The organism is Wolbachia endosymbiont (group A) of Opomyza germinationis (assembly GCF_964264765.1).
Taxonomy (GTDB): Bacteria; Pseudomonadota; Alphaproteobacteria; order Rickettsiales; family Anaplasmataceae; genus Wolbachia; species Wolbachia pipientis.
On the sequence record NZ_OZ183482.1, the window covers coordinates 1,011,326 to 1,034,295 of the forward strand.

Below are 22,970 nucleotides of genomic sequence, written 5' to 3' on the forward strand. Positions count from 1 at the left end.
AATACCTTTTAAACATTTCTTAAATATAACAACTTTTATATCAATAGGCAAGAACTGAATTCACTTATCCACTACAAGTAACACATATTTAATTTTTACAGACGTGAACATGCTGTAAGCTCTTTATCATCAACAAGAGGACTCACATTAATGGATGTTAATTTACTTGATAGGAAGTTTGAATGCAATTCAGCTACTGCTGCTATAGCAAACACTGCAGCCATAGCAAGTAGTCCTGCTCCTATCAATCCTGATGTCATTGCTCCTGCAACAATGCACCCTATTGTGGAGAGAGCACAACCTGCTACAAGTGCAACGTGAAGATTTCTGTTATTGGGTTGGTTTTTAAGTAGGATATCTTTCTTAACTTGATCTGGATTTGCTTGACCATCTGAGTTTTCATTTTCTTGCATTTTTGGCTCTTTTTTTACAGTCTGCTCTGGCTGCACTTGAGTCTCGTTTTCTTTTGGGGATTCCAAATTTGATTCTAATAACTCAGTTTTTTCTCCACCCTCTGGTTGTAAGCCATTATCTCCTTCAACAGAGCTCAATGTTGAGTTTAAACTTTCCTCAGATGAAGTGCTTGTTACTAAAGTTAAACTGCTCCTTCTGCTACTTACTGGTGATTTCAAACTTTCTTTACTCGTTCTAGGTGAGTCTATTCCACTATCTGAGTCATTGCCACTACTGAGTTTAGAAGTTTTCTTCTCCTCTATTTCTTTCACAACCTTGCTATATTTTTCAAACACTTCCTCTGCAACATCTGAATTACTAAGTATTTTATTATCACCACTTTTTTTCTCAGCTACATTCAAGGGTGTTTCTTGTGTGTTGTTTTGCTCTTCAATATGTTTTAGCTGCATTTGATCTTCAATATTTTCTTCAACAGCATTTGGTATTGAGCTTACACTGCTGCTCCTGTTAGTAATATCCAAAATTGTTTTTACTATTTTTCCTCTTATTGTTTGTGGTCTTTGTGATTGTTCTCTTTCATTGTTAAATACTGTAGGTACAGCTAGTTCTTCTGATTTTATTACTTCATCTTTCAATGCAGGAAGAAAGTTTTCGATATAATACTTATAATGTTTTTGATATTCCTCTTGTTTTTCTGGTGATTTTTCTAATTGTTCTCTCAGCGATTTTTCTAATTCAGTTAATACCTCAGGACTAGCTCCTTCCTTGAACAACTCTATGCATTTTTTGATAGTTCCATCTCCCTTTTGTGGGCTTCCATATTTATGATTTTCTTTTGTTACCTTTTTGTATATAGTGTCGTGCAATTGTTGGTTAATATCTTTTTTAGAACTTAGCATAGACTCCTCCATACATAACAAAATGTATAGATACCTCTTTAGCGTTAATTTTACATTAAAACTGGGCAATTATGCCATATTATAAATAATTGCGGCAACTTGCTTATTGGAAGGTCGCTTAACTATTTGCTTTCTGGGCTTTCTACTTCTACAGATTTGCTATTAATATGATTCTTTGCTTGTTGAACTAACATATCCACTACTTCTTTTACAGGCTTTTCCTTATCAACCATGCCAACACTTTGGCCAGCCATTAAAGATCCCGTTTCAACATCTCCATCAATTACTGCTCTTCTTAAAGCTCCAGCCCAGAATTTTTCTATTTCAAGCTGCCCATCTTCTTTTGAGATCTGTCCCTTTTGGTATTCATCAATAACTTCTTTTTGACGCTTCATAAAGTCATCGCTTGCTTTGTTGGCTATAGCTCTTACTGGAATTACAGGAAAATCAGCACTTATCTGTACAGAAGGTATTGCATTACGTGCGGCCGATTTAATAAACACTTCCTTAAAATTTTTGTGGGCAATTGACTCATTAGTGCAGACAAATAATGTACCTATTTGACAGCCACTTGCTCCCATTTCCAGGTAATTAACTATCATTTCACCTCTTCCTATTCCACCTGCAACAAACACTGGTATTTGTTCATTTTTAAAATGAGGCAATATCTCTTGTGCAAGAACAGAAGTGCTAACTGGACCTATATGCCCACCTGCTTCCATTCCTTCTATTATTAATGCATCTACTCCCATTTTTACTAACCTTTTCGCAAGGCTTAATGCTGGTGCAAAGCACATAACTTTAATGCCTGCACCCTTGATTTTTTCTATATTAGGCTTTGTTGGCAGTCCACCGGCAAGCACTATATGGCTCACTTTCGTTTCAATACACACATCTATCAACTCACTCAACTTTGGGTGCATAGTAATTAGATTTACACCAAATGGCTTGTTAGTTAATTGCTGCGTCTCTATGATTTCTTTTTTTAGCAAGTCTGGAAACATTGCACCACATGCAATCACACCAAAACCACCAGCGTTTGAGATTGCTGAGACCAAGTTTCTCTCTGAAACCCAGCTCATAGCACCACCCATTATAGCAAACTCACTGCTAAGAAAATCTGTTCCTTTTTTCCAGAGGCTACTTAACATATAACCTATATCATACGTTTAAAAATGTTTTGTTTATCTATAAATGTGTGTTTTAAGGCGCCAAGTATATGTAAGATTATAAAGAGTACCATAAAATATGCAAGCATCGAATGTAGCTCGTTAGCCGTGTTAGCTAGATCTTTGTTTTGATTAATCAACAAAGGGATATGAAAAAAATATTTGATCTGTTTGCCAGAAGCAGAAGACATGACATAGCCAGATAGTGGCATTAGCACCATCAAAGAATATAAACCAAAGTGTACTGCTTTACTTATATTGATTACAAACCGAGAAAAATTTGCTGGAAGTGGTGGAACATAAGTAAAGACGCGAAAAAATATGCGTACTATGATTAATCCAAGAATAGTGATACCGCAAGCCTTATGAATAGCGTATATGTTGAACTTAATTTCATTGCTAAGTGGCAGGCTTTTCATATAAAGTCCAGAACAAAGCATACCGATAATAAAAACAGCCATCAACCAATGGATAACTCTTAAACCTAGGCTATATTTATCGTCTTCCATTTTGATTACCCTAAAGTAGCATTTATATAATAGAAAAACTATTTTTCAATCAAAATCATTAAAGCAATTTAGATTTACCGACAATGTAGCTATACAAATTCGACCCAGCCGGAAGTCAAGGGCACCTAAATCAAGAAACGGATTAAACGAAAAACTTACTTGACAAACTCCGCCAGCCTCCTTATCATGAAACTGAAGCTATTTATTTATCTTCTCTGTACAGATTAAATGACAAAAAAACTCAACGTATCTGGCGTCTCATGTTTAATTTTTTGCACTATGTGCACTCTATGTCTTTATCAAATTTCTAGGTTTTTACCTATACAAGCTGAAATACGCTTATAAAGCATTTAAAACATCAAAAAACGCCAACTTAAAAAATGGATAGTGAATAATTAGCTACCCTAGGGTTTCTTTTGCCTTTTTTTCTGTTTAGTAAATTTCTTAAATATTTATGACTAAAGGTTAGTTGCATTAAAAAGCAGCTAAATCGCGGTTATTAAGCGTTTAGAATAAAAAAACGCCATACTTGAAAGTATAATGTAAGTAATTAGCCAACCACGGGGCTTCTTTTGCCTTTTTTTCTGTTTAGTAAATTTCTTAAATATTTATGGCTAAACGACAATCGTCATCCCTGTAAAGGTCAAGTATCCCGCTACGTGTTAGCGGCTAAGAGATACCCGGCGGTATGACGGTTCGTGATGGCATGACGATAAGGTTCCAGTGTCAAGCGTTTGGCATGCAAATTTCCTTAAACGTTCGTAAGCTTAAAACTTTACTTTAGATCAAACTGCTGTATAGTGACTTTATAGCTTCAATTTTGTAATGAATATACCTAGTATAGAAAATTGTGATCTTCACAATAAAACCGTCTTACTCAGAGTTGACTTCAATGTTCCTATAAAAGATGGAGAAATTCGTGACGTCACTCGTATTTTGAGAGCATTGCCTACTATTCAGTATTTAGTGAATGCGAGTGCAAAGATTATTATTATATCACATTTTGGACGCCCAAAGGCCAGAGACAATAATCTGTCGCTAAAAAATGTAATTGACACTTTATCGCAGTTACTAAATAAAAAAGTGAAATTCATTGACGATTGCTTTGGTGAAAAAGTACAAAGAGCAGTAAGTGTTATGGATGCAGGAGATATAATATTACTAGAGAATCTAAGATTTTATAAAGAGGAAGAGCAAAGTGACTCAAATTTTGCCAAACAACTAGCATCTCTAGCGGATATATATGTAAATGATGCATTTTCTTGCTCTCACAGAGCTCACGCTTCTATTTCACGCATTACAGAATTTTTACCCTCTTATGCAGGGTTTTGCTTGCAAGATGAGCTAAAGTATCTTGAAAAAGCTGTATCGTTTAAAGCTAAACCTATTACTGCGATAGTTGGGGGAGCTAAAATATCAACTAAAATAAAAGTGCTTATGAAGCTAACAGAAAAGGTTAATTACCTAGTTCTAGGTGGTGCAATAGCCAATAATTTTTTGTCATTTAGCAAAGTAAATATAGGGAAATCTTTCTTTCAAAATGGTGTTGACGACCTTCTGCATAATATTCTTGAAACAGCAAATAAAAACAATTGCAAAATAGTTGTGCCAGAAGACGTTCTGGTTGCAGTAAACTCTGATTACAGCACTAGTATTTCAAGAAGAACTGAGTCCATTTTGGACGGTGATATAATTTTGGATATCGGACCACAAACTTTGAGTACAATAAGCAGTATAATAGCAAGCAGTAAGACTCTGCTGTGGAATGGACCTATTGGTGTTTTTGAACATTCAGCTTTTGCAAGCGGTACAATAGGGGTAATGAAAATCGTAAGTGACTTAACGCACAAAGGAAAGTTAACCAGCATAATAGGGGGAGGCGATAGTCTATCTGCAATAAGCGCTGCAGGCCTTGCCGATAAGGATTTTACATATGTTTCCACTGGTGGAGGAGCATTTTTAGATTGGTTAAGTGGCGATGAAATGCCGGGAGTTGCTGCTCTGCAAAAACGATTAGATTAAAACTTTTTTAAATTATTTCTTATAGGCTAGCTTTTTTGTGAACGTGATTATGTCGAAGACAGTTAAACTAATTTTGTGTTTAATAATACCAATAATAGGATTTATTTTTTATATTAAGGATCATTATTTTCACACCGGCTATGTAGAAGAAAATGTTGAAGTCAATTTTGAACCATTTTTCAGTTCACAACCAGCCACCGTTTCAGAATTAACTGACTTCGATAGAGGAGTGTTGAAAGTTTGTGGAGATTGGGGAGCACATCCAGATAAAGAAGATTTCAAAATTTTACTTAGTTGTCCGCAGCATCAAGAAGTAGTGAAAGGAATATATAAGTGATTACGCCAGATGCGGATTTGGAGTTACTTAAAGATGAACTGGCTAACATTTGGTTTACAAATAGTGGAAGTGAAAAAGAAACTATAGGGTTTGGACATATTTTTTGTGGTGAGCCAAACGATAAATTAGGTGGTATGCATTTTGTAGGTAGATATGTTGAAGCTCAAGAGGATAAATGGGCAGTTGGAATCCTGTGCAATGAATCAGATATTAAGCCGCCGGTTTATACATTTGGAATGAAATATTTGGGTAAGGATGGGGAAGTGAAAGTTAAATGCCCAAATGGATACGCATATAACCTTCATGCCGATAATTTCTGCAACTAAGGCGTTTAAGGAATTAGGAAAAGATGGAATGTGTCTATATGAAATGGAAGATGACAATTATCAATCAGTGTTTGTAAGAAAGAATGATGCTATACTCACGTTCTATCCTGACTTAACACCAAAATGTGATGATAAGAGTACTTATTGTAGTTGCGGTAAATCTTAATTTCAAAACCAATAGGGTGAACAAATGATAAAAATGCTATAGGGTGTAGCAAATCTAAATGAGTTAAAATTTTGATTAAAGGGTTTTGTGAATAATAATGAAGAAGGGCATTATTCGTCTAATAAAAGCAATTCAATACTCTTGTGAAGGAATAAAATCAGCTTTTATATCAGAAATTGCGTTCAGACAGGAGTTACTGCTTTTTATAGTATGTGTCTCAATTTTGTTTGTTTTGGATGTAAGTAATCTAGAACGTGCAGTAATGATAAGCAGCCTATTCCTGGTGTTAATTGTGGAAATTGTTAACACTGCTTTTGAAACGACAATTGAGCGTATTTCCAGTGAACAACACATACTTTCAAAAAAGGTGAAAGATCTAGGTAGTGCAGCAGTTTTTCTTTCATTAATTAACTTCCTGATAACATGGATGATAATATTGATAGGTTAATACGAATGTTATTAAGATATGTTGTCAAACTCACCAATTAAAGTTTTTATATCTTGCGGTAAATCAGAGACAAATTCCATGTATTCCTTACTTTTTGGGTGGTATAAGCCCAGTGTATAAGCATGTAGTGCTTGTCTATTGAAATTACGAATGAAACTAGAGTTTTTAGCATATTTTGTGCTTTTACTACTATTTTTTCCATAAACTTGATCACCAACTATGGAATGTCCTATGTGGCTCATGTGGACTCGAATTTGGTGTGTTCTGCCTGTCTCTAAAGTGCATTTAACGAGGCTTACTTGTCCTATAACTTTTTGCACTAAATAGTGAGTGATTGCTAATTTGCCTGTGATTTTTGTTACACACATCATTTCTTTATTACCGCGTTTGGGAGCAATGTTAGTTTTTATCGTGCCTTGCTGAGAAGATAATGTTCCCCAAACTACTGCTAAGTATTCCCGCTTTATTTTGCGATTCGATAACAATTCAGACAAAAAACTATGGGCTGCTTCATTTTTTGCAATTACCATTAGCCCACTAGTATCTTTATCGAGTCTATGAACAATTCCTGGTCTTACATTAAGGTGAGCGATAACTGCGTTCAAAAGCGTATCATTGTTTGTCCCAGCACCTGGGTGCACTGTTAATCCACTTTGTTTACTCAGAACTATAATGTCCTCATCTTCATAGACGATATTAAGTTTTATGTCATAATTAGGCTCAATTGATGTGGATATGTCAGGTTGAACGAGATGCACCACATACTCTTCATCTGGTTTTACTATGTAGTCATTATTAATTATCGGTGTGCCAAGTAATTTCACCTGCTCATTTTGTATCAATCTTTGCGCTTTGCTGCGTGATATGTTGCATTTTTCAGCTATATAGGTGTCTAACCTTAATTTCTCTTTATCATTATTAACACTTAAGGTTATTATTGAGTAATCTATAGTGATTTACCCCGCGCCATTTCCCATGCTGCTTGAACATTTGGGTCTGTAAACATTGTTGCACTAGACTCAATTTGCAGATCACCTTGTTTTTTAATATGGCAAATTGTTTGAGAGCCATCTTTCCAGTAGATTGTAACTTTATTATCAAAATCTCGTAATGTTGCCTCAACCTTTTTTTCTTTATTATCTTTTTCTTCCAGCTTAATAGATTCTAATAAATAATATAAGAATTCACTTGGTTTGCCGTTGATTTTTTCTTTCCATTCATCTGTTTTTTCTTGTTCAGATTTTTTTTGCTCTAACTTTTCCTTCTTTTGCTGCAGCTTATTTTGTTCTGCTTCCAGCTCTAACTTTCTAACTGTGTCACGTAGTTCTTTGACTTTATTTTCTAATACTAATAATTTATTAGTATTATTTCCATTGTTAGCTTCTAAATCAGGCGTACTTGGTTGAGCTTGCTTCTTTTTTATTTCTTCTAATTCATTCCTTACTACGTTTAATTGCTCCTTCAATTCCGTTTTTTCCTCTTCTGTATCCTCTTTTAACTTTTTTAGCATGCTAAGGAACTCGTTATTATTAGACTGCGTAGTTGATTGAAGCCAGCCTACAAAGCGGCTTGGTTCAAATCGTTCAATTTTATCTTCAGCAATTTTAATAGCATTCTCTAACCTAGAAAAAGTACCTTCAATATCTAGTGAATGTGCTTTTTTTGTCAATTCTTTAGTGTTGTTTAAAACTTCTGAAATTTCTGCATGTAGCCAATCTAAATCTTTTTTGATGTCTTCTCTGATTTTTTTTAGGTGATCAAGCGTTTCTTTAATGTTAATATTTGCAGGCTTTAAAAGACTATTATCAAGTAAATCGCAAGCTTTTTTAAGGTTACTGTCAAATGAGTTGCAAAGCGGACTAAGTAGTTTTTTCATTAGAGATATTAGTTCATTTTCCCTTTTACCAAGCTTATTTTCTACTACTGATACAACCATGCCCTTTCCAGACCAGTATGGAAATAGAAGACCTAAAGAACTGTGTTTTCTAATAGTATGATTTTCATGATCCACGCTATTACTTATTAGATTGCTAAGTGTTGATATGATGCATAAAAGAATAGCGACTAATAAAGCTATTAATATTATTGGAGCATTAATGGATTGTGATATTGCTGAAACTACTATAATAGTACCAAATACATATGATCCAGTAAACAAGAGAATCCTATTTCTATTTTCTGCTTCTATATCTTCTAGTATTTCTCTCTGCGTCTTAGAAATTGGTAAAACTATTGAAAGCTTTTCCCCCTTTTTATCTAAATTTGTTACAATTTCAATTTTTTTAGCTTCTTGAGCAATCTGGCTGTACTGTTCATCAACTTGATAGTTTCCTATTTTTTTATCTATTTCATTCTCTTTTATTTTTTGTGTATTTATAAAGTTTATAACAGCAGTAAATAAGAGAACTATAAGAGGAATAAAGGCAAGAGGTGCTGGCGTGAACGCAAACCCAGCAATACTTACTGTAACAGGCTGAATAGAAAAGGCAGTAAATGCTATAAGAGTAGCAATGGTACTTGCTATCGATATAGTACCAGAATACTTTCTTATAGAGCTCAAAATTCTACTGGGCTGGTCAGAAAGTTTTCTAAATCCTAAAAAATCAAAATAGTCTTTGAAAGGATCTTGAGTGTCTGTAACCATAACATTTTTCTAGTTTAAACTTATTTAGGTATACGTTAACCAAACCTTAAAATCAAGTTTCTTAATTTTTCAACATGTGCCAAGGCCTATTGGAGCGCACTGTATTAATCTTTACGTAACGATTTGTTAACCAAACAGAATGTGTGCCATACGTTTCTAGATCAGCATGTTTAATAATTTTAGCGTTGCAAGCTGAATAGTCGAATTCACTTAATTGAATTGTTAAATCAACTTTATCACAATTTTCTGAAATATCTTCTTTTTTATAAGCTAGCAGCACTAATTTATTATTTCCTTTATTATATATGCAGCCATAATCGTTACACTTTAGCCTTTTATCTGAGTTATTGTATTTTTTATGATTCAAAATTTGGTTCTGCCCATTTTGCTTCGCCCATGTTTTGACAACAAAGTTCCTATTTTTTCTGGTGAGAGAATATAGTAAGTTATCACTCTCCTTTGCAGCAACATTATCAGCATTTATCAAGATATCAGGAGTTCTATACATAGCACTAGAGAAAATACCCAGCACAATAAAGAAAATTCCGAAGAAACGCCAATTTCTTTCCCACAAGCACAGCCACAATAACCCAAATGTTATTATAATAATTGATGAGGCAGGAAAAGTACGAATGGGAATAACCAAATACTGAAGACTAGCGATTGCATTTGTTATATACAAAATGCTGTCAATTGGGCGCTCTATAAATGGCGCTATAATCCATTCAACACCCAAAGGAATCAACAAAACATAGATTATTCCAAGTGGAATAATAATTAATGTAACTATTGGTATAGCAACTAAATTTGTGATAATGCCACTAATTGAAAAATAATTAAAATTATATATCGTATACGGAACAGTTGCTAAACTTGCTATTACTGAGCTGATCATTATCGACACAAAATATTTCATTATTTTTATTTTGAACAACTTATTAGCATTAATTTGATAACTGGCAACCAGTGCCAAAACAGCAGAAAATGACATCTGAAAGCCAGGCTTTAAAATTGCTTCTGGTTCTACTGAGAGTATCACTGAAGCAGCAAACGCAATTGCTATTAACCCTCGATATTTTCTCTCTATCATTATTGCAACGAGTACTAAAATCACCATAATGTAGGCACGCTGAGCAGAAATTTGCATACCGGTAATCAATAAATAAAACGTGGTTGGCAAGATAGTAAGGAATGCAGATATTTTCTTGGTGTTATACTTAAGAGTCAAAGTTTCAGATATTGCGAATAAATTACGAAACACTACAAAAAACAGACCAGCAACAAATGATAAATGCAAACCAGATATGGCAAACAAATGTGCTATACCTGAATCTCGTATCGCGTCCATAGTTTTTTGATCTATGCCATCTTTTTTACCGATCAGTAATGCAGAGATTATATCCGCATGTGGTTTTTTGATATTTTGCTGCAGGTTTTCATAAATGTATTGACGGAAAGATTCTATATACTCTAGAAATTGCCTTGCTTCAGCCTTTTTGTGTAGGGCTATTTTGCTTGTTGCAAAACCTGTTGCACTTATTTTCTGGTAATATGCTATTCTTGCAAAATCGTATGCATACTCCGAAGGTGCAATCTTTAGAGGGAAGAGTTTTGCTGATAATTTTACTTGATCGCCTATTTTAATGCCTTTTTCCACTTTGGTTCTAACTGATATTCTGATGTTATCTAGAGCTCTATCCGGTGTCATTCCAGCGCGTGACGCTGGAATCCATATCTTTTTTTTCTGGATCCCAGTATCAAGTACTGGGATGACAAAAGGGGGCGCTGGGATGACAGGAGAGGATTTTGAGATAGTAGGGGATTTTTCAACAGAAAGCAGAAATTGTTTATATGAGCCCCTGTCGTTAATATCCTTCACTGTGGCAACGATATTTTTTACATACCTCTCTTTATCAAGAATTTGAGTATCAACTAAAGCTGTTCTTAATTTACTGGCTGTAAATCCTATGAGCACTGCAATTAAAGCAATGCATAATATTGCGTACTTTCTGTATAATATTGCAATCAAAATTAGTGTGGGTAAAAGCAAAAGAAAAATAGATATGCAGCTTGGTTCAAAACTTAGGGAAAAATATGTTAAAATTCCTGCACACTGAAGAACAGGAAACCACAGTATCAAGTTATATTGTTCATTGCGCAGATTGTTACGTATATAACTAACTATTATGTCAAGAAAAGTTAATAAGTGTGTCGATATTTGCATGTGGTGAAATTTTATTTTTCTTTTTTCATTATTTGTATATATAATAACTAAATAAGCAACGACGCGGGATGGAGCAGCTCGGTAGCTCGTCAGGCTCATAACCTGAAGGTCGTAGGTTCAAATCCTACTCCCGCAACCATTTTTAAGGATATAGTTGTTCCACTTTCCAATCGCTTCCCTCAACAAGAGTGTATCTAAATCTAATATGCTTCCTATATTCACCTTCTTGCCAAAATTCAATTACTTTTGGGATTACGCAAAATCCCACCCAAAAATCAGGACGAGAAACTTGTGTATTGTGAAATTCTTTTTCCTTCAATTTTATAGCTTGCTCAAAATCTTGCCAATCTTTCAGAATGCTCGATTGTTTTGAGCACCATGCGCTAATTTGACTACCCAGCGCTCGAGAAGAGAAGTATTTGTCAGTTCTTTCATCGTTTAGAAGTTTAACCTCTCCTTCAATTCGCACTTGCCTAGCAAATTCTATCCAATGAAACACTAACGCAGCTTTGGGGTTCTCAGTCAATTCTTTCCCTTTTTTACTGTTTACGTTAGTGAAAAACACAAAACCTTCTTTGCTATATTCCTTTAGTAATACCACTCTTGCAGATGGAATACAGTCTTTGCTACAAGTTGCTAGCGTCATTGCAGTTGGTTGTTCACACGGAGAATTAAGTACTGCTTTGTACCACTTTGAAAACAAATCAAATGGATCTTTTTCAAGTGAAAATATCATATCAAAAAATAAAATCTTAATTCTGGCACGCGTTGCAAAAATAAGTGCTACGGCCATTTTGTCGTATAAGTGTTATGATATTATTGCAAATCTTGCAAGGTTTTTGAACTTTACCATATACGTAAAAGTTATTTTGAAAGTATCCAGCAGATCCAGATGGCTGTGCATAATCTTTCAGTGTTGAACCACCTGCAGCAATTGCATCACTCAGAGTATTTTTTATTTCAGCAGCAAGTTTTTCGCACTCTCTATAGGTCAAGTTTTTTGCTGACCTGAGTGGTGATATACGGGCTCTAAACAAGCTCTCAGAAGCATATATGTTGCCTACGCCAACTATTGATTTATTGTCCATTAACGCTGATTTGATATTCACTTTTTTGTTTTTCAGCAACTCCTGTAAATAGTCTCCACTGAATTCATCCGTGAGGGGCTCTATTCCAAAATCGCTAAAAAAATCCGTTTCTTGTTCTTTATTTAAAACGATAACTAATCCAAATCTTCTTGGGTCATTAAAAATTATTGAAGTATTGTCAGAAAATAAAAATACCACGTGATCATGCTTATTCCGCATTTGATCGTGGTCAGCATATATAAGCTTTCCGCTCATGCCAAGATGTATGATTACAGCCACACTACCATCTGTATTCCAGATGGTATACTTACCTCTACGCTTGATGTTGCGTATGACTTTGCCCTTTAGCATATCATCAATATTTTTTGTTATTGGGGCACGTAAATTCCAATTATTCACTATAACATTACTGATTTGCTTGTTTTTAATTTTATCAAGCAAAAAATTAGAGATTACTTCCACTTCCGGTAGTTCTGGCATGATACCTCCTTCAAAACTTAAGTTTCTGATGGTAATTTTGTCGTTCTCAAATACATTCGAGTATTCTGCGGTGCTTTCTCCTAAAAATTCCTCACCACAAACGAGTTTTGAAAGGGTTCTCTGTCTACTCTGTTGCTGCTTTTTTCTTTTCAAAATATTTTGCTTTAAAGCTTTCGCTAATCTTTTTTTCTCCTCTTCTTTTTCCTTATTCTTTTTTGTGTTATTCATTATCATAATATATAAACTTGCCGTTGTAGCTCAGGTGGTAGAGTACGTCATTGGTAATGACGAGGTCCCAAGTTCGAGTCTTGGTAACGGCACACTGATTATACTTATAATATTGCATAACTTGTAAGCAAGGCTTAGAAGAAAGTTACAGAGGTAAGTTGTCATGCTTTTTCCATATCCTTTCTACCTTCTTGTTTTTGAGTAGCTCTAATGCTTTACAAAAGTGATACCTTGTTTTACTTGGCACTATAATGTCATCAATGTATCCATATGATGCAGCAAAAAATGGGTTAGCAAATTTTTCTTTATATTCTTTAATTAACGTTTGCTGATCTTTTTCGTGTCGAAATATAATCTCAACTGCACTTTCAGGGCCCATCACAGCTATTTCAGCAGTTGGCCAGGCATAATTTATATCACCTTTTAGATGTTTCGAATTCATAACAATGTATGCACCACCATACGCTTTTCTAGTGATAAGGCTAATTTTCGGCACGGTCGCTTCAGCGTAAGCGTAAAGCAGTTTCGCTCCGTGTTGTATTATATTATTGTATTCTTGATTTGTACCCGGCAAAAATCCTGGAACATCAATAAGTGTGATGATCGGAATGTTAAATGCGTCACAAAACCTTACAAACCTCGCAGCTTTTCTTGAAGAATCAATATCCAAACATCCTGCAAGGTGCATAGGTTGATTTGCAACAATACCGACAGTATTTCCTCCAATTCTACCAAAACCAGTTATGATATTACGAGCAAAATCAGGTTTCAGTTCAAAGAAATTCCTTTCATCACAAACTTTTTCAATGAGTTCATACATATCATAAGGAGTATTAGGATTGGTAGGAATTAGAGTGTTTAAGGATTCATCAATGTCGTCAACATCATTACAGATTGGTGCAGATTTTGGTGATTCTTGATTATTTGCTGGTAAGAAAGTAAAGAATTCACGCATTTTTAGCAGCATTTCAACATCATTATTGAATGCAAAATCCGCTACTCCTGTTTTGCTTGTATGAATTTTTGCTCCACCGAGGTCTTCGAAACTTACATCTTCGTAGGTAACCTTTTTTACTACATCTGGCCCGGTTATAAACATATATGAACTGTTTTTCACCATGAAAGTAAAGTCAGTTAATGCTGGGGAATAAACTGCACCTCCTGCACATGGGCCCATAATTAAAGAAATTTGTGGTATAACACCCGATGCATTTACGTTTCTTTGAAAAATTTCTCCATAACCAGCAAGAGAATTTACTCCTTCCTGAATTCTGGCTCCACCAGAATCATTTAGTCCGATAATTGGAACTCTGGCATTAATTGCCATATCCATAATTTTGCATATTTTTTTTGCATGTGACGCACCAAGTGAACCACCAAAGACAGTAAAATCCTGAGAATAAACAAAAACTTTTCTGCCATAAATAGTACCATGACCAATCACTACCCCATCACCTAAAAAATTAGCATTTTGCATGCCAAAATCATTTGCATGATGTTTTACGAATTTATCGTATTCTGCAAAAGAACTTTCATCGAGCAATATACTGAGCCTTTCTCTAGCAGTTAATTTCCCTTTTTCATGTTGTTTGGTAATCCTGTCAGAACCGCCTCCTTTTTCAGCTTCTAGTGCTTTGGTTTTTAGATTTTCTAGTATTTTAAAGTCTTGCATACAATAAAGTAGTTTTCAAATTAGTTGTAGACTTTATTAAGTTTACAAACCCTACTAACTATACACATACACTATTGCTATATGCAACAATGTATGTATGATAATTGTTAATGCTCTGGTGATTCATGGTCACTACTTTGAAAATGTTGCGATGTGTCAACTCTTTTCATATTAGAAAGAGGTGGACTAACTGCACTGCTTTTCGTTTGTGCAAAACTTTTAGCAGCTTCAACAACCTTGCTTATACGAGGTTCTTTTTCTAGCTCTTTTAGGTACTTTGAGAAGATTTCACAACTTTTGTCATCCATATGTACCATTATTTTACCAAAACTTTCAGCTTTTTCAGAAGATAAAATCATTTCGATCTTTTCATCGCCTACCCTAAAGGTCATTTTTACTTTGCCTTGCATATCATGATATTGCCAGCTTTTTATTCAGATTAGATTATCTCCTTCTCCTATTCGCAATGCACCATATTCTAAGTCCTTAAATTCCGGGGAGTTCATAAATTTTGCAGGAGTGATCACACTTTTTTCTGGACACTGTACATAATAAAATTTATTATCTCTTTCTACTACAATTCCTTTTTTTTTGTCATTTTCAATACTATCACTTACAATTTGTTTTAGACGTGACAAATATTCGCCGCGTTCTTTCAGTATATCTTCTGGCAATAATCTCCGAACTTCTTGGCTCACATCAGTGCCTGTTGAAACTAGATTAAACATTTCTAACATAAGAGGCCGTAGTTTTTCTTTTCCAGTCTCAGTAACATTTTTATCTTGCTCCATGAGGTGGTATAAGATCAGTATCGAATAATCTATTATTGATGACTTTTTTCTCCTTGGAATACATCAACACTAAACATGACCTTGTGCTTTTTTGCATCGTCTATAGATTTTTGAAGTCTCTTTGCTATGTTTTCGATAGCTTCATCATTAGGTAAGTGTTCAGGCAATGGCGTCAACTTAAGGAAAAATATCAGCGATAGTATATAAAATTTCTCTCTAAATTTTTTATCATTAAATTATCCAAAGAGTGCAAGGGACAGCACTTTTGTTTCTATTTTATTGCAACAAAAAAGTTTAAAATGTGTCTTTTTTAGGTGAGGCATGCAAAAAGGAAAAGATCTTATCTTACAAATTAAAAATGCAATATACTCGAAAACTTTTCAGAAAATCCATTGTGTTGAGTTTTACACGAACAAGAAAACTTCCTTTTTCGACAGTATTTTCTATGATTTTAAAGTTAGTTAAAAAAAGTTTGGGAATAGAATGTGAACTTATGGAGCCATTGACATGTACCCTCAAAGCAAGCTTTTTCTAAAGCAAGGTATAAGATTTGCCATACAGGCTTTCAAGAATCTAAGCATCCAAACAGCCTATCAGGATGAACCTGAGTTGGAGAGGCTATAGACTTATTGCAGCAGATGGTTCTGGTATGAGATTACCCAGCTCTGGGGAAATTGTATCCGAGTTTGAACCAAATGGAACAACAGGCACCATTGGCAATTTGTTTGTTGATTTGTGTACTTCATTGATTTGCAGTGCTCGTCTTGCAGCTTGGAATATAGGTGAACAAACGTTGGCGGCAGAGCAATTACCCGAAGTTATCACTCAAATGCGTTTATTAAATCAAGAGAAATTATTATTTATCTATGATCGTCTTCAGTAAAATTCATTCAGCAGCATTATAATTTGGAAGTAGATTTTATTTTTCGCTTGCAAAAAAGAAATTATAGTAAGCTATGGGAACGCTGGCGAATTAGATTTTGATTTTATATTAGAAAATGAAAAGCTAAAAAATAAAATGAAAGGACAGAAAGTAAGAGTTATAGTGCTGACATTAGCCAACTGAGAAACAGAGTTTTTGACCGAGACTTTGGAGCAAAGCTTATGTGTTAAGGTGGCACATAGAGGAGTGCTATAAACGACTCAAAGTAGGAGCAGAGTTAGAGAATTTTTCTGGAGAGGCTGTATTACAAGAATTTTGGGCAAACTTGGTCATGTGCAATATATTATCGCTTCATATGTGTGATGCACAAGGGCCTTGGAACCCAGATCAAATTACTGATACCAATTCCCACTGCACAATAAACGGATAGATAACAATGGAAAAAAAGCCATACTATTGCCTTTCTTTCTCACTCCACAATTAAATAACTCTACAATATCGCTTATTTGATTCACTAATAATGAGAATTGGTATGAGTATCGTTTAAATTTTTCAGTTTTATTTGGTGTAATGAGGCAGAAACTCTATCAGGTACTTATTGCGCCAAAAAACTTTCAAGCCCTTTTTAAGTATACGCGCTAAAGTTAAAATCCGACCGGGACAGCCGCAATAAAGTAGATAAGCCTAAACGCCATCATGTCTTTAGGAGAGTTTGCTAATGAAAGTTCTTAAGTTGACGCCATTGGCTGAACGGATACGGAATGACACCATCCTTTTTTCTGGATTCCAGACTGGAATGACACCTCTGGACACTTCCGTCGTAAAGGAACCAGTGTCAGCTACTCGGATGACACCTTTTTTCTACTTAGTTTGGGTTATGCAAGAAGTCTAATGAAGTGAAAATAAATTTATTTACCAAAATAGAGTTGCCTTGGTCTACAGATCTTAGTTTCTTTATCATTTATCATTTCATACCACTGAGTAACCCAACCAGTGGTTCTTGCAAGTGCAAAAATAGGCGTGAACATATTTGAGGGGATATCAATAGCATTCATTATTATACCTGAGTAAAAATCAACATTTGGATATAACTTACGCACGATAAAATATTCATCCTTTAAAGCTATTTCTTCAAGTTTTTTTGCAATTTTAAGCAGTTCATTATTTTGTTCTAGTTTACTTAGAACCTCATGGCAAGCGCCTTCCAATATACGCGCGCGCGGATCATAATTTTTATAAACACGATGTCCAAATCCCATCAATTTAAATGGATCTTTATCATCTTTAGCTTTTTCGATGAATTTATCTATATCTCCACTTTGCTCTATCTCTTTTAGCATATTTATAACTGCCTCATTAGCTCCACCATGTGCTGGTCCCCAAAGTGTAGCAACTCCTGCAGAGAGGCTTGCAAACAGATTAGAACCAGCCGATCCCACCAATCTGACAGCCGCCGTAGAAGCATTCTGTTCATGATCAGCATGGAGAGTAAATATTTTATCCAGAGCTTTTGCAAAAAGGGCGCTTTTATCATTATCAACAGCATCGCCAAATATCATCTTTAAGAAATTTTCACTGTAACTTAATTCATTGTTAGCATTTATGAATTCCTGATTGTTGATATGCCTATAAATCATTGCAATAATTGTGGAAACTTGCGCTATTGCAGAAATTCCAAAATCTAGGTCTTCACCATTGACATTGTTGCCATGCTTTTCATGATAAGATGCTGACAAACTTGCAAAACATGCAACTAAGATTGACATAGGGTGAGCAGTTTTTGGAAATGCTTTAATTACATTTGTAACTTGCTCTGATACTTTGGATGATTCTTGTATTTTGAGAAGAAATTTTTTGTGTTGCTCTGAACTGGGTAATTCACCATAGAGCAATAAATAAATCACAGCAGTAAAATTATTATTCTCTGCCAAATCAGCTATATTATGTCCCCTATATTTAAGAACTCCTTCATCTCCATCAATGAATGTAATTGTAGAAGAGCATGAAGCTGTAGAAACAAACCCTGGATCGTAAGTGAATAATCCTGTCATCTTATATAAATCCTTGATATTTAACACATCAGGACCTGTTGTTCCGCTTAATACAGGTAGCTCGATTTTTAATCCATTACTTAGTTCTAATAGCACTTTTTTATCCATCACTTAAGCTACTTAAATTTTATACAGAATATACAAACTGAGGAGTATATATTAATACAGTTAACTTTACATTAACCGTATTAAGCGGTCATCAATGCTTTTACTTTTGCATTTAAGCGACTTATTTTACGCGCAGCGGTATTCCTATGAATAACACCTTTATTCACACACTTGTGTAAATTAGATTCAGCATTCCGAAATGCCAGAACAACATTTTCTTTGTCGCCAGACTTGATTATATCAACCAAATTTCTAATAGCAGTGCGAGTTTTACTTTTCCGCATCTTATTTATTAAAGTGCGCTTTGCTATTACCTTTATCATTTTTTTAGCACTCTTATGATTTGCCATATATTAATACCTAAAATACTGTACTTTTCTTTTAATTATAAAGTTTTTTTGTTAATTTGCAATATCAGTTTTTCCTATGGTTAATCTACTGCTTCTCTCTTCAATAATTTTTTCTAAACTTTGCAAGAATTCATTTTTGTTTAACCCAGGATATATTGGGGGCAATATTTCTATTACTGCCTTTCCGGGATTCTTTCTCAGAGAAAGTATGCTTTTTGGCCAAAACAAACCAGTGTTTAAAGCAACCGGTAACACAGGAACAGATAATACGCTATATAAAGCAGCAATACCTGGTTGATATTTTATATTTTGGTTTATAGTTGTTCTTGTACCTTCAGGAAATATTATTATGCTTCTATTTTCTTTTATACGCATTTTTGCTAGTTTGATTATATGGCGTATAGAACTGATACCATCTGAACGGTTAATAAAAATCATTTTCAGCGCTATAAGATGCAAACCAATGAATGGAATCCATTTCAATTCACGTTTTAAAATAAAAACCGCTTTTCTAAATAGTAGTATAAAAATAAATGTTTCAAATGGAGATTGGTGTTTAGATGCAATGATAAAAGGTTGCTTAGGGATGTTTTCCATTCCCCTCACTTCATATTTAATGCCACATAATAAACGCAGCATGAATAATACAACTCTCACCGAACAGACGAGGAAAATGGTTATTACACACTCAGAAAAGAAAATTACAGGGAGAGTAATGAAAGTATAGAATACCTCCCATAATATAAGAAAGAAATTAAACAATAAACTTGAAATCACAAACTCACATAAATTTATTTAAATTTAACTTTATTACAAATTAAAAACAATAAATTTAATTATTGATCATCTGAGTAATAGGATGCGAATCAGCTAATTTGTCCTTTAACTTTTCGTTAGCAATATGAGTATATATTTGTGTTGTAGAAAGGTTAGTATGGCCAAGAACTTTCTGTATCAACACAATATTTGCTCCGCTATTTAGTAGATGGGTAGCAAAAGAATGCCTAACCACGTGTGGAGAGATCTTATTTTCATCAATATTGCATTTTCTTGCCAACTCCTTCATTAATTGACCGACCCTCTGCCTTGTAATTGGTTTATTAGGTTTATCACCTGGGAATAGCCAATCGGATTCCTTTTCTTTAGAGATCAGATTATCACGAACTGATAAATAATTTCTAAGGCTCTGCAATGCTTGTTCATTAAAAAGAATTTGCCTCTCTCTACCACTTTTTCCTTTTATTATTATATAGCATTCTTTGTTATTACTGTTTATTAAATGTGACACTTCACATAATTTCATACTAATTAGTTCAGAAACACGCATTCCAGAAGAGTAAAGGATATCTAAAATCGCACATAGCCTTTTACTGCTTATCTCTTTATTCGATTCGCTTGCTGATTTTCTCACTGTGTCTATTAGCAAAAATATTTCTTCGACACTTAAATACTTAGGCAAAGGACGAGAAACTTTTGGATTCTTTAATTCAGCATCATTAGCCGGCGCTGGATTAAAATCTATTATTCCGTCATTAAATAGACACTTGTAAAAATTTTTCATAGCGGATATTTTTCTTGATATAGAGCTACTTTTATATTTTTTTTGTGTACATAAAGATTTCACATAATCTTTAATATTGGTTTTGTTTACACCAACCAAGGTAGTGCCGCTTTCCAATAAAAATTCTTCAAACTGGTGTAAATCCGAACGATAACTTTCCAGAGTATTTTGTGCAGCGGACCTCTCTGAAGCTAAAGCATCTATGTAATATGTTATGTAAAGATTTTCTTTTTTATTTTGCGACTGTTTATTTTTCATTATCAGTTCCTATATTTATTTCTTTGGCTATAATTTGATTAGAAGTGTTCCCTGTGTTTCTTATGAGAAAATATGAGACAAATAAAGCATTTATCAATAGAGTGAACATCACAAACTTTTGCTTTAACCTTTTTCTTAAATTTAATCTTACTCTTATCATAGTTAAATTATAACGTTAAATCTATAAAAAACACCTTATAAAGTGAGCTCTACTATAAATATAGAATACTTCTTAGCTGTATCTATCTATATTTATTATAACATAACATTGATTATAATTCTAACATGGACAGGTAGAGATTCCAATTACGTTAGTGTTATGGGTGTTAATAAATTTTTAATATACACCTTTACAAAAGAAGAAATCAAATGGCATCTTTTTTTAATAAAGTGCTAATAAAAGGAACGGTCACATTTGACCCTATAGATTCATTATCTATCTTTTCTATAATTTTATCAATGCTATAGAAAGAACGTTCTATTCTTGCTAAAATATAATTAATCACTTTTAAATCAATTTTTAACTGTTTATCTGAAAATCGTTTTATTAGCATAATTCTTAATAATTCCTCGCTTGCAGGCAAAATTTTTACGCTGATAGTTGATAATATTCGAGAACTTAAATCTCTTAGTTTGAAGTTAAGCTTTTTTGGTGAAATTGAAGAAGTGATTAGCAGCCTCTTGTCGTTTTCTTTCATGTAATTGTAACAATGTAATAACATGGCTTCATCTTTAATGTTTTGTACGTCTTCTAAAATAAAAGCATCGCTATACCTAATCTCGCTTACGAAGTTATTCACATTGATAAAGATTGCATCGTTTATTGATTGCCAAATATGAGCAAGATGAGTTTTACCGGAGCTTTTAGGTCCAAAAAGAATCAGACATTTCCAAGATAAATCATTAACTACCGAATTATATACGTGCTTATTTTCATCTAAGATGATGTAATTTTGCCGGCTATAATCAGCTTGATTGTTGTTAAATAAATTTAATTGCACGTTGAACCTCTTACGTAACCTCTTTCTGGTAGTAATTTTTGCGCAGAAATTTACTTACGCTCCTCAAATGTGTCAGGTATTCTGGGCTCATTTCTCCTCTTACCATAAATTGATTATGCAAAAGGTCTGTTAGCCGTTTTTATAAAGCTCACTTTTAAAATATTTATTGATTGCATATTCTACTGATACATTGAACATTGCTATTATTGGAATAAAAAGTAATATACCTGTAAATCCAAAATATGAAGCGCATATAGTAATTCCCAGAATAATTACAGTTGGATGTATATGAACTTTTTTTCCTATTAATAAAGGAACTAATATATTTGAATCTATTAATTGTCCAACACCAAATAATAGCAAAACAGCAGCACTTTCAAACCATCCACTAAATTGAGTGATAGCGCTCAAAAACCCAATAATGGTATATAATAATGGCCCTACGTAAGGTATGAACGTTAACATTCCTGATAAAATTCCAATAACAATAGAGTGTTCCAATCCAATTATGCTCAGACTCACAGAGTAAAAGACCATCATGACAATACATACATTTACCTGCCCCTTTAGATAATTAGATATAATGAAATCCACTTTGGAAAAATAATCTGCAATTTTTCCTCTGTAAGGAATAGGGATTAATTTACTAGCTTTTTCTATAATTAAAGGCCAATCACGTAATATATAGAAAAACACTACAGGAGTAATCACCATTAATGATACCGTGTTAAAGCTTGAACTTAACACTTGGATTATAAAGTTACTAGCAATATCAAGAGCATTCATGAAATAAGATACATAGTTGCTGTAATTTTCTGCTAGATTTTTAGATAAATGATCAAATAAGCTATCCTCGATTTTCATATTAAGAAATTCTAATACAGAGGGGATTACTTTAAACTTTAATGAAGGCACTTTACTCACTAAGAAATTTAATATTGAAGTAATTTGAACATATATAATAGGTAAAACAAATGTTATGACTAGTATAAAAGCTATTAATAAAATAAGTATTATAAAAATTACAGAACATGAACGTGGTATTCTATACTTTTCAAACTTGACTACTAGCGGATTAAACAAATATGCAATAATAATAGATATTAAACATGGAAAAATCATAGGACGCATCAGGAATAACATCCCTATTATAAAAAGCAGTATGAAACAAATAGTTATATGACGTTTTTGCATGTGTTTAGCATAGCTAATTTACTGAAAAATATGCAATTTATTTTTCCTATGTTGAAAGTATTTTACGATTTGTAATACTATCATTTTTTACTAAAATTTAGTTGTTTAATCCGCAGGCAAAGATAGATTTTGAGCTCTCTAAATATC

At 33.8% G+C, this 22,970-nt stretch carries 23 protein-coding genes, 2 tRNA genes and 2 pseudogenes; 9 read left to right on the plus strand and 18 right to left on the minus strand.

Features of this window, described 5'->3' with window-relative positions:
- Positions 1–95 precede the first annotated feature (95 nt).
- The 3 genes from ACFEL3_RS05000 to ACFEL3_RS05010 all read right to left on the minus strand — a co-directional run bounded on the left by ACFEL3_RS05000 (position 96) and on the right by ACFEL3_RS05010 (position 2,991).
- Positions 96–1,313 carry a hypothetical protein gene (locus tag ACFEL3_RS05000; RefSeq protein WP_038199547.1) on the minus strand — a complete coding sequence of 406 codons (1,218 nt, stop codon included), beginning with the start codon at positions 1,311–1,313 and terminating at the stop codon, positions 96–98.
- Between the two features lie 122 nt (positions 1,314–1,435).
- Positions 1,436–2,464: an NAD(P)H-dependent flavin oxidoreductase gene (locus ACFEL3_RS05005; protein ID WP_010082023.1), complete on the minus strand. Its 1,029-nt coding sequence runs from the start codon at positions 2,462–2,464 to the stop codon at positions 1,436–1,438.
- Between the two features lie 5 nt (positions 2,465–2,469).
- Positions 2,470–2,991, minus strand: a complete 522-nt coding sequence (locus ACFEL3_RS05010) for a cytochrome b (RefSeq protein WP_010082022.1) — start codon at positions 2,989–2,991, stop codon at positions 2,470–2,472.
- A gap of 825 nt (positions 2,992–3,816) precedes the next feature.
- Between ACFEL3_RS05010 and ACFEL3_RS05015 the strand changes: the two genes are divergently transcribed.
- The 5 genes from ACFEL3_RS05015 to ACFEL3_RS05035 all read left to right on the plus strand — a co-directional run bounded on the left by ACFEL3_RS05015 (position 3,817) and on the right by ACFEL3_RS05035 (position 6,290).
- Positions 3,817–5,013 (plus strand): phosphoglycerate kinase, encoded by a 1,197-nt coding sequence (locus tag ACFEL3_RS05015; protein WP_010963073.1) that lies wholly within the window; start codon positions 3,817–3,819, stop codon positions 5,011–5,013.
- A gap of 49 nt (positions 5,014–5,062) precedes the next feature.
- Positions 5,063–5,350, plus strand: coding sequence for a hypothetical protein (locus ACFEL3_RS05020; protein ID WP_012673373.1), 288 nt, complete (start codon positions 5,063–5,065; stop codon positions 5,348–5,350).
- On the plus strand, positions 5,347–5,676 hold the full coding sequence (locus ACFEL3_RS05025) for an EndoU domain-containing protein (RefSeq protein WP_010082007.1): 330 nt from the start codon (positions 5,347–5,349) through the stop codon (positions 5,674–5,676). The genes ACFEL3_RS05020 and ACFEL3_RS05025 overlap by 4 nt, the downstream gene beginning before the upstream one ends.
- The gene (locus ACFEL3_RS05030) at positions 5,654–5,842 is read left to right on the plus strand and encodes a hypothetical protein (protein WP_010082006.1); all 189 of its coding nucleotides are present in this window, start codon (positions 5,654–5,656) and stop codon (positions 5,840–5,842) included. The genes ACFEL3_RS05025 and ACFEL3_RS05030 overlap by 23 nt, the downstream gene beginning before the upstream one ends.
- A gap of 97 nt (positions 5,843–5,939) precedes the next feature.
- Positions 5,940–6,290 (plus strand): diacylglycerol kinase, encoded by a 351-nt coding sequence (locus tag ACFEL3_RS05035; protein ID WP_007549043.1) that lies wholly within the window; start codon positions 5,940–5,942, stop codon positions 6,288–6,290.
- An 11-nt stretch (positions 6,291–6,301) separates the two neighbouring features.
- Here the strand turns inward: ACFEL3_RS05035 and ACFEL3_RS05040 are convergent, their stop codons facing one another.
- The 3 genes from ACFEL3_RS05040 to ACFEL3_RS05050 all read right to left on the minus strand — a co-directional run bounded on the left by ACFEL3_RS05040 (position 6,302) and on the right by ACFEL3_RS05050 (position 11,158).
- Positions 6,302–7,246 (minus strand): RluA family pseudouridine synthase, encoded by a 945-nt coding sequence (locus tag ACFEL3_RS05040; protein ID WP_038227940.1) that lies wholly within the window; start codon positions 7,244–7,246, stop codon positions 6,302–6,304.
- The gene (locus tag ACFEL3_RS05045) at positions 7,237–8,934 is read right to left on the minus strand and encodes a hypothetical protein (RefSeq protein ID WP_010082004.1); all 1,698 of its coding nucleotides are present in this window, start codon (positions 8,932–8,934) and stop codon (positions 7,237–7,239) included. The genes ACFEL3_RS05040 and ACFEL3_RS05045 overlap by 10 nt, the downstream gene beginning before the upstream one ends.
- A 61-nt stretch (positions 8,935–8,995) precedes the next feature.
- A complete protein-coding gene (locus ACFEL3_RS05050; protein ID WP_265017999.1) occupies positions 8,996–11,158 on the minus strand; it encodes a ComEC/Rec2 family competence protein in 2,163 nt (720 codons plus the stop codon).
- Positions 11,159–11,220: 62 nt separating this feature from the next.
- Between ACFEL3_RS05050 and ACFEL3_RS05055 the strand changes: the two genes are divergently transcribed.
- A tRNA-Met gene (locus ACFEL3_RS05055) sits at positions 11,221–11,297 on the plus strand.
- Between the two features lie 3 nt (positions 11,298–11,300).
- Here the strand turns inward: ACFEL3_RS05055 and pdxH are convergent.
- Together pdxH and mutM are read right to left on the minus strand one after the other, a co-directional pair.
- Positions 11,301–11,894 carry a pyridoxamine 5'-phosphate oxidase gene (gene pdxH / locus ACFEL3_RS05060; protein ID WP_022626142.1) on the minus strand — a complete coding sequence of 198 codons (594 nt, stop codon included), beginning with the start codon at positions 11,892–11,894 and terminating at the stop codon, positions 11,301–11,303.
- 16 nt (positions 11,895–11,910) lie between these two features.
- On the minus strand, positions 11,911–12,726 hold the full coding sequence (gene mutM / locus ACFEL3_RS05065; protein ID WP_010963068.1) for a bifunctional DNA-formamidopyrimidine glycosylase/DNA-(apurinic or apyrimidinic site) lyase: 816 nt from the start codon (positions 12,724–12,726) through the stop codon (positions 11,911–11,913).
- Positions 12,727–12,973: 247 nt separating this feature from the next.
- Between mutM and ACFEL3_RS05070 the strand changes: the two genes are divergently transcribed.
- Positions 12,974–13,046 (plus strand) — tRNA-Thr (locus ACFEL3_RS05070).
- A gap of 53 nt (positions 13,047–13,099) precedes the next feature.
- Here the strand turns inward: ACFEL3_RS05070 and ACFEL3_RS05075 are convergent.
- From ACFEL3_RS05075 to ACFEL3_RS05085, 3 genes are all read right to left on the minus strand, one after another.
- Positions 13,100–14,626 carry an acyl-CoA carboxylase subunit beta gene (locus ACFEL3_RS05075; RefSeq protein WP_015589410.1) on the minus strand — a complete coding sequence of 509 codons (1,527 nt, stop codon included), beginning with the start codon at positions 14,624–14,626 and terminating at the stop codon, positions 13,100–13,102.
- A gap of 107 nt (positions 14,627–14,733) precedes the next feature.
- On the minus strand, positions 14,734–15,036 hold the full coding sequence (locus tag ACFEL3_RS05080; RefSeq protein WP_010963066.1) for a hypothetical protein: 303 nt from the start codon (positions 15,034–15,036) through the stop codon (positions 14,734–14,736).
- 24 nt (positions 15,037–15,060) lie between these two features.
- Positions 15,061–15,417 (minus strand): hypothetical protein, encoded by a 357-nt coding sequence (locus tag ACFEL3_RS05085; protein ID WP_223823154.1) that lies wholly within the window; start codon positions 15,415–15,417, stop codon positions 15,061–15,063.
- 321 nt (positions 15,418–15,738) lie between these two features.
- Here ACFEL3_RS05085 and ACFEL3_RS05090 point away from each other — a divergent pair.
- Both ACFEL3_RS05090 and ACFEL3_RS05095 read left to right on the plus strand, forming a co-directional pair.
- A pseudogene (locus tag ACFEL3_RS05090) lies at positions 15,739–16,697 on the plus strand (transposase); the annotation flags it as partial.
- 137 nt (positions 16,698–16,834) lie between these two features.
- Positions 16,835–17,019, plus strand: a pseudogene (locus ACFEL3_RS05095) (IS4 family transposase); the annotation flags it as partial.
- A 189-nt stretch (positions 17,020–17,208) separates the two neighbouring features.
- Here ACFEL3_RS05095 and ACFEL3_RS05100 read toward each other — a convergent pair.
- The 7 genes from ACFEL3_RS05100 to ACFEL3_RS05130 all read right to left on the minus strand — a co-directional run bounded on the left by ACFEL3_RS05100 (position 17,209) and on the right by ACFEL3_RS05130 (position 22,823).
- The gene (locus tag ACFEL3_RS05100; protein ID WP_010081982.1) at positions 17,209–18,459 is read right to left on the minus strand and encodes a citrate synthase; all 1,251 of its coding nucleotides are present in this window, start codon (positions 18,457–18,459) and stop codon (positions 17,209–17,211) included.
- An 80-nt stretch (positions 18,460–18,539) separates the two neighbouring features.
- Entirely contained in the window at positions 18,540–18,809 is a 270-nt protein-coding gene (gene rpsT, locus ACFEL3_RS05105) for a 30S ribosomal protein S20 (RefSeq protein WP_010081981.1), read from the minus strand.
- A 51-nt stretch (positions 18,810–18,860) separates the two neighbouring features.
- A complete protein-coding gene (locus ACFEL3_RS05110; protein WP_010963063.1) occupies positions 18,861–19,586 on the minus strand; it encodes a lysophospholipid acyltransferase family protein in 726 nt (241 codons plus the stop codon).
- A 55-nt stretch (positions 19,587–19,641) separates the two neighbouring features.
- Positions 19,642–20,628 carry a site-specific tyrosine recombinase gene (locus ACFEL3_RS05115; RefSeq protein ID WP_138264755.1) on the minus strand — a complete coding sequence of 329 codons (987 nt, stop codon included), beginning with the start codon at positions 20,626–20,628 and terminating at the stop codon, positions 19,642–19,644.
- Positions 20,618–20,788: a hypothetical protein gene (locus ACFEL3_RS05120; RefSeq protein ID WP_007549057.1), complete on the minus strand. Its 171-nt coding sequence runs from the start codon at positions 20,786–20,788 to the stop codon at positions 20,618–20,620. Before ACFEL3_RS05120 ends, ACFEL3_RS05115 begins: the two co-directional genes overlap by 11 nt.
- 205 nt (positions 20,789–20,993) lie before the next feature.
- Complete coding sequence (locus ACFEL3_RS05125; RefSeq protein ID WP_006280257.1) at positions 20,994–21,629, minus strand: DnaA ATPase domain-containing protein; 636 nt, start codon at positions 21,627–21,629, stop codon at positions 20,994–20,996.
- 129 nt (positions 21,630–21,758) lie between these two features.
- Positions 21,759–22,823 carry an AI-2E family transporter gene (locus tag ACFEL3_RS05130; protein ID WP_010963061.1) on the minus strand — a complete coding sequence of 355 codons (1,065 nt, stop codon included), beginning with the start codon at positions 22,821–22,823 and terminating at the stop codon, positions 21,759–21,761.
- Positions 22,824–22,970 lie beyond the last annotated feature (147 nt).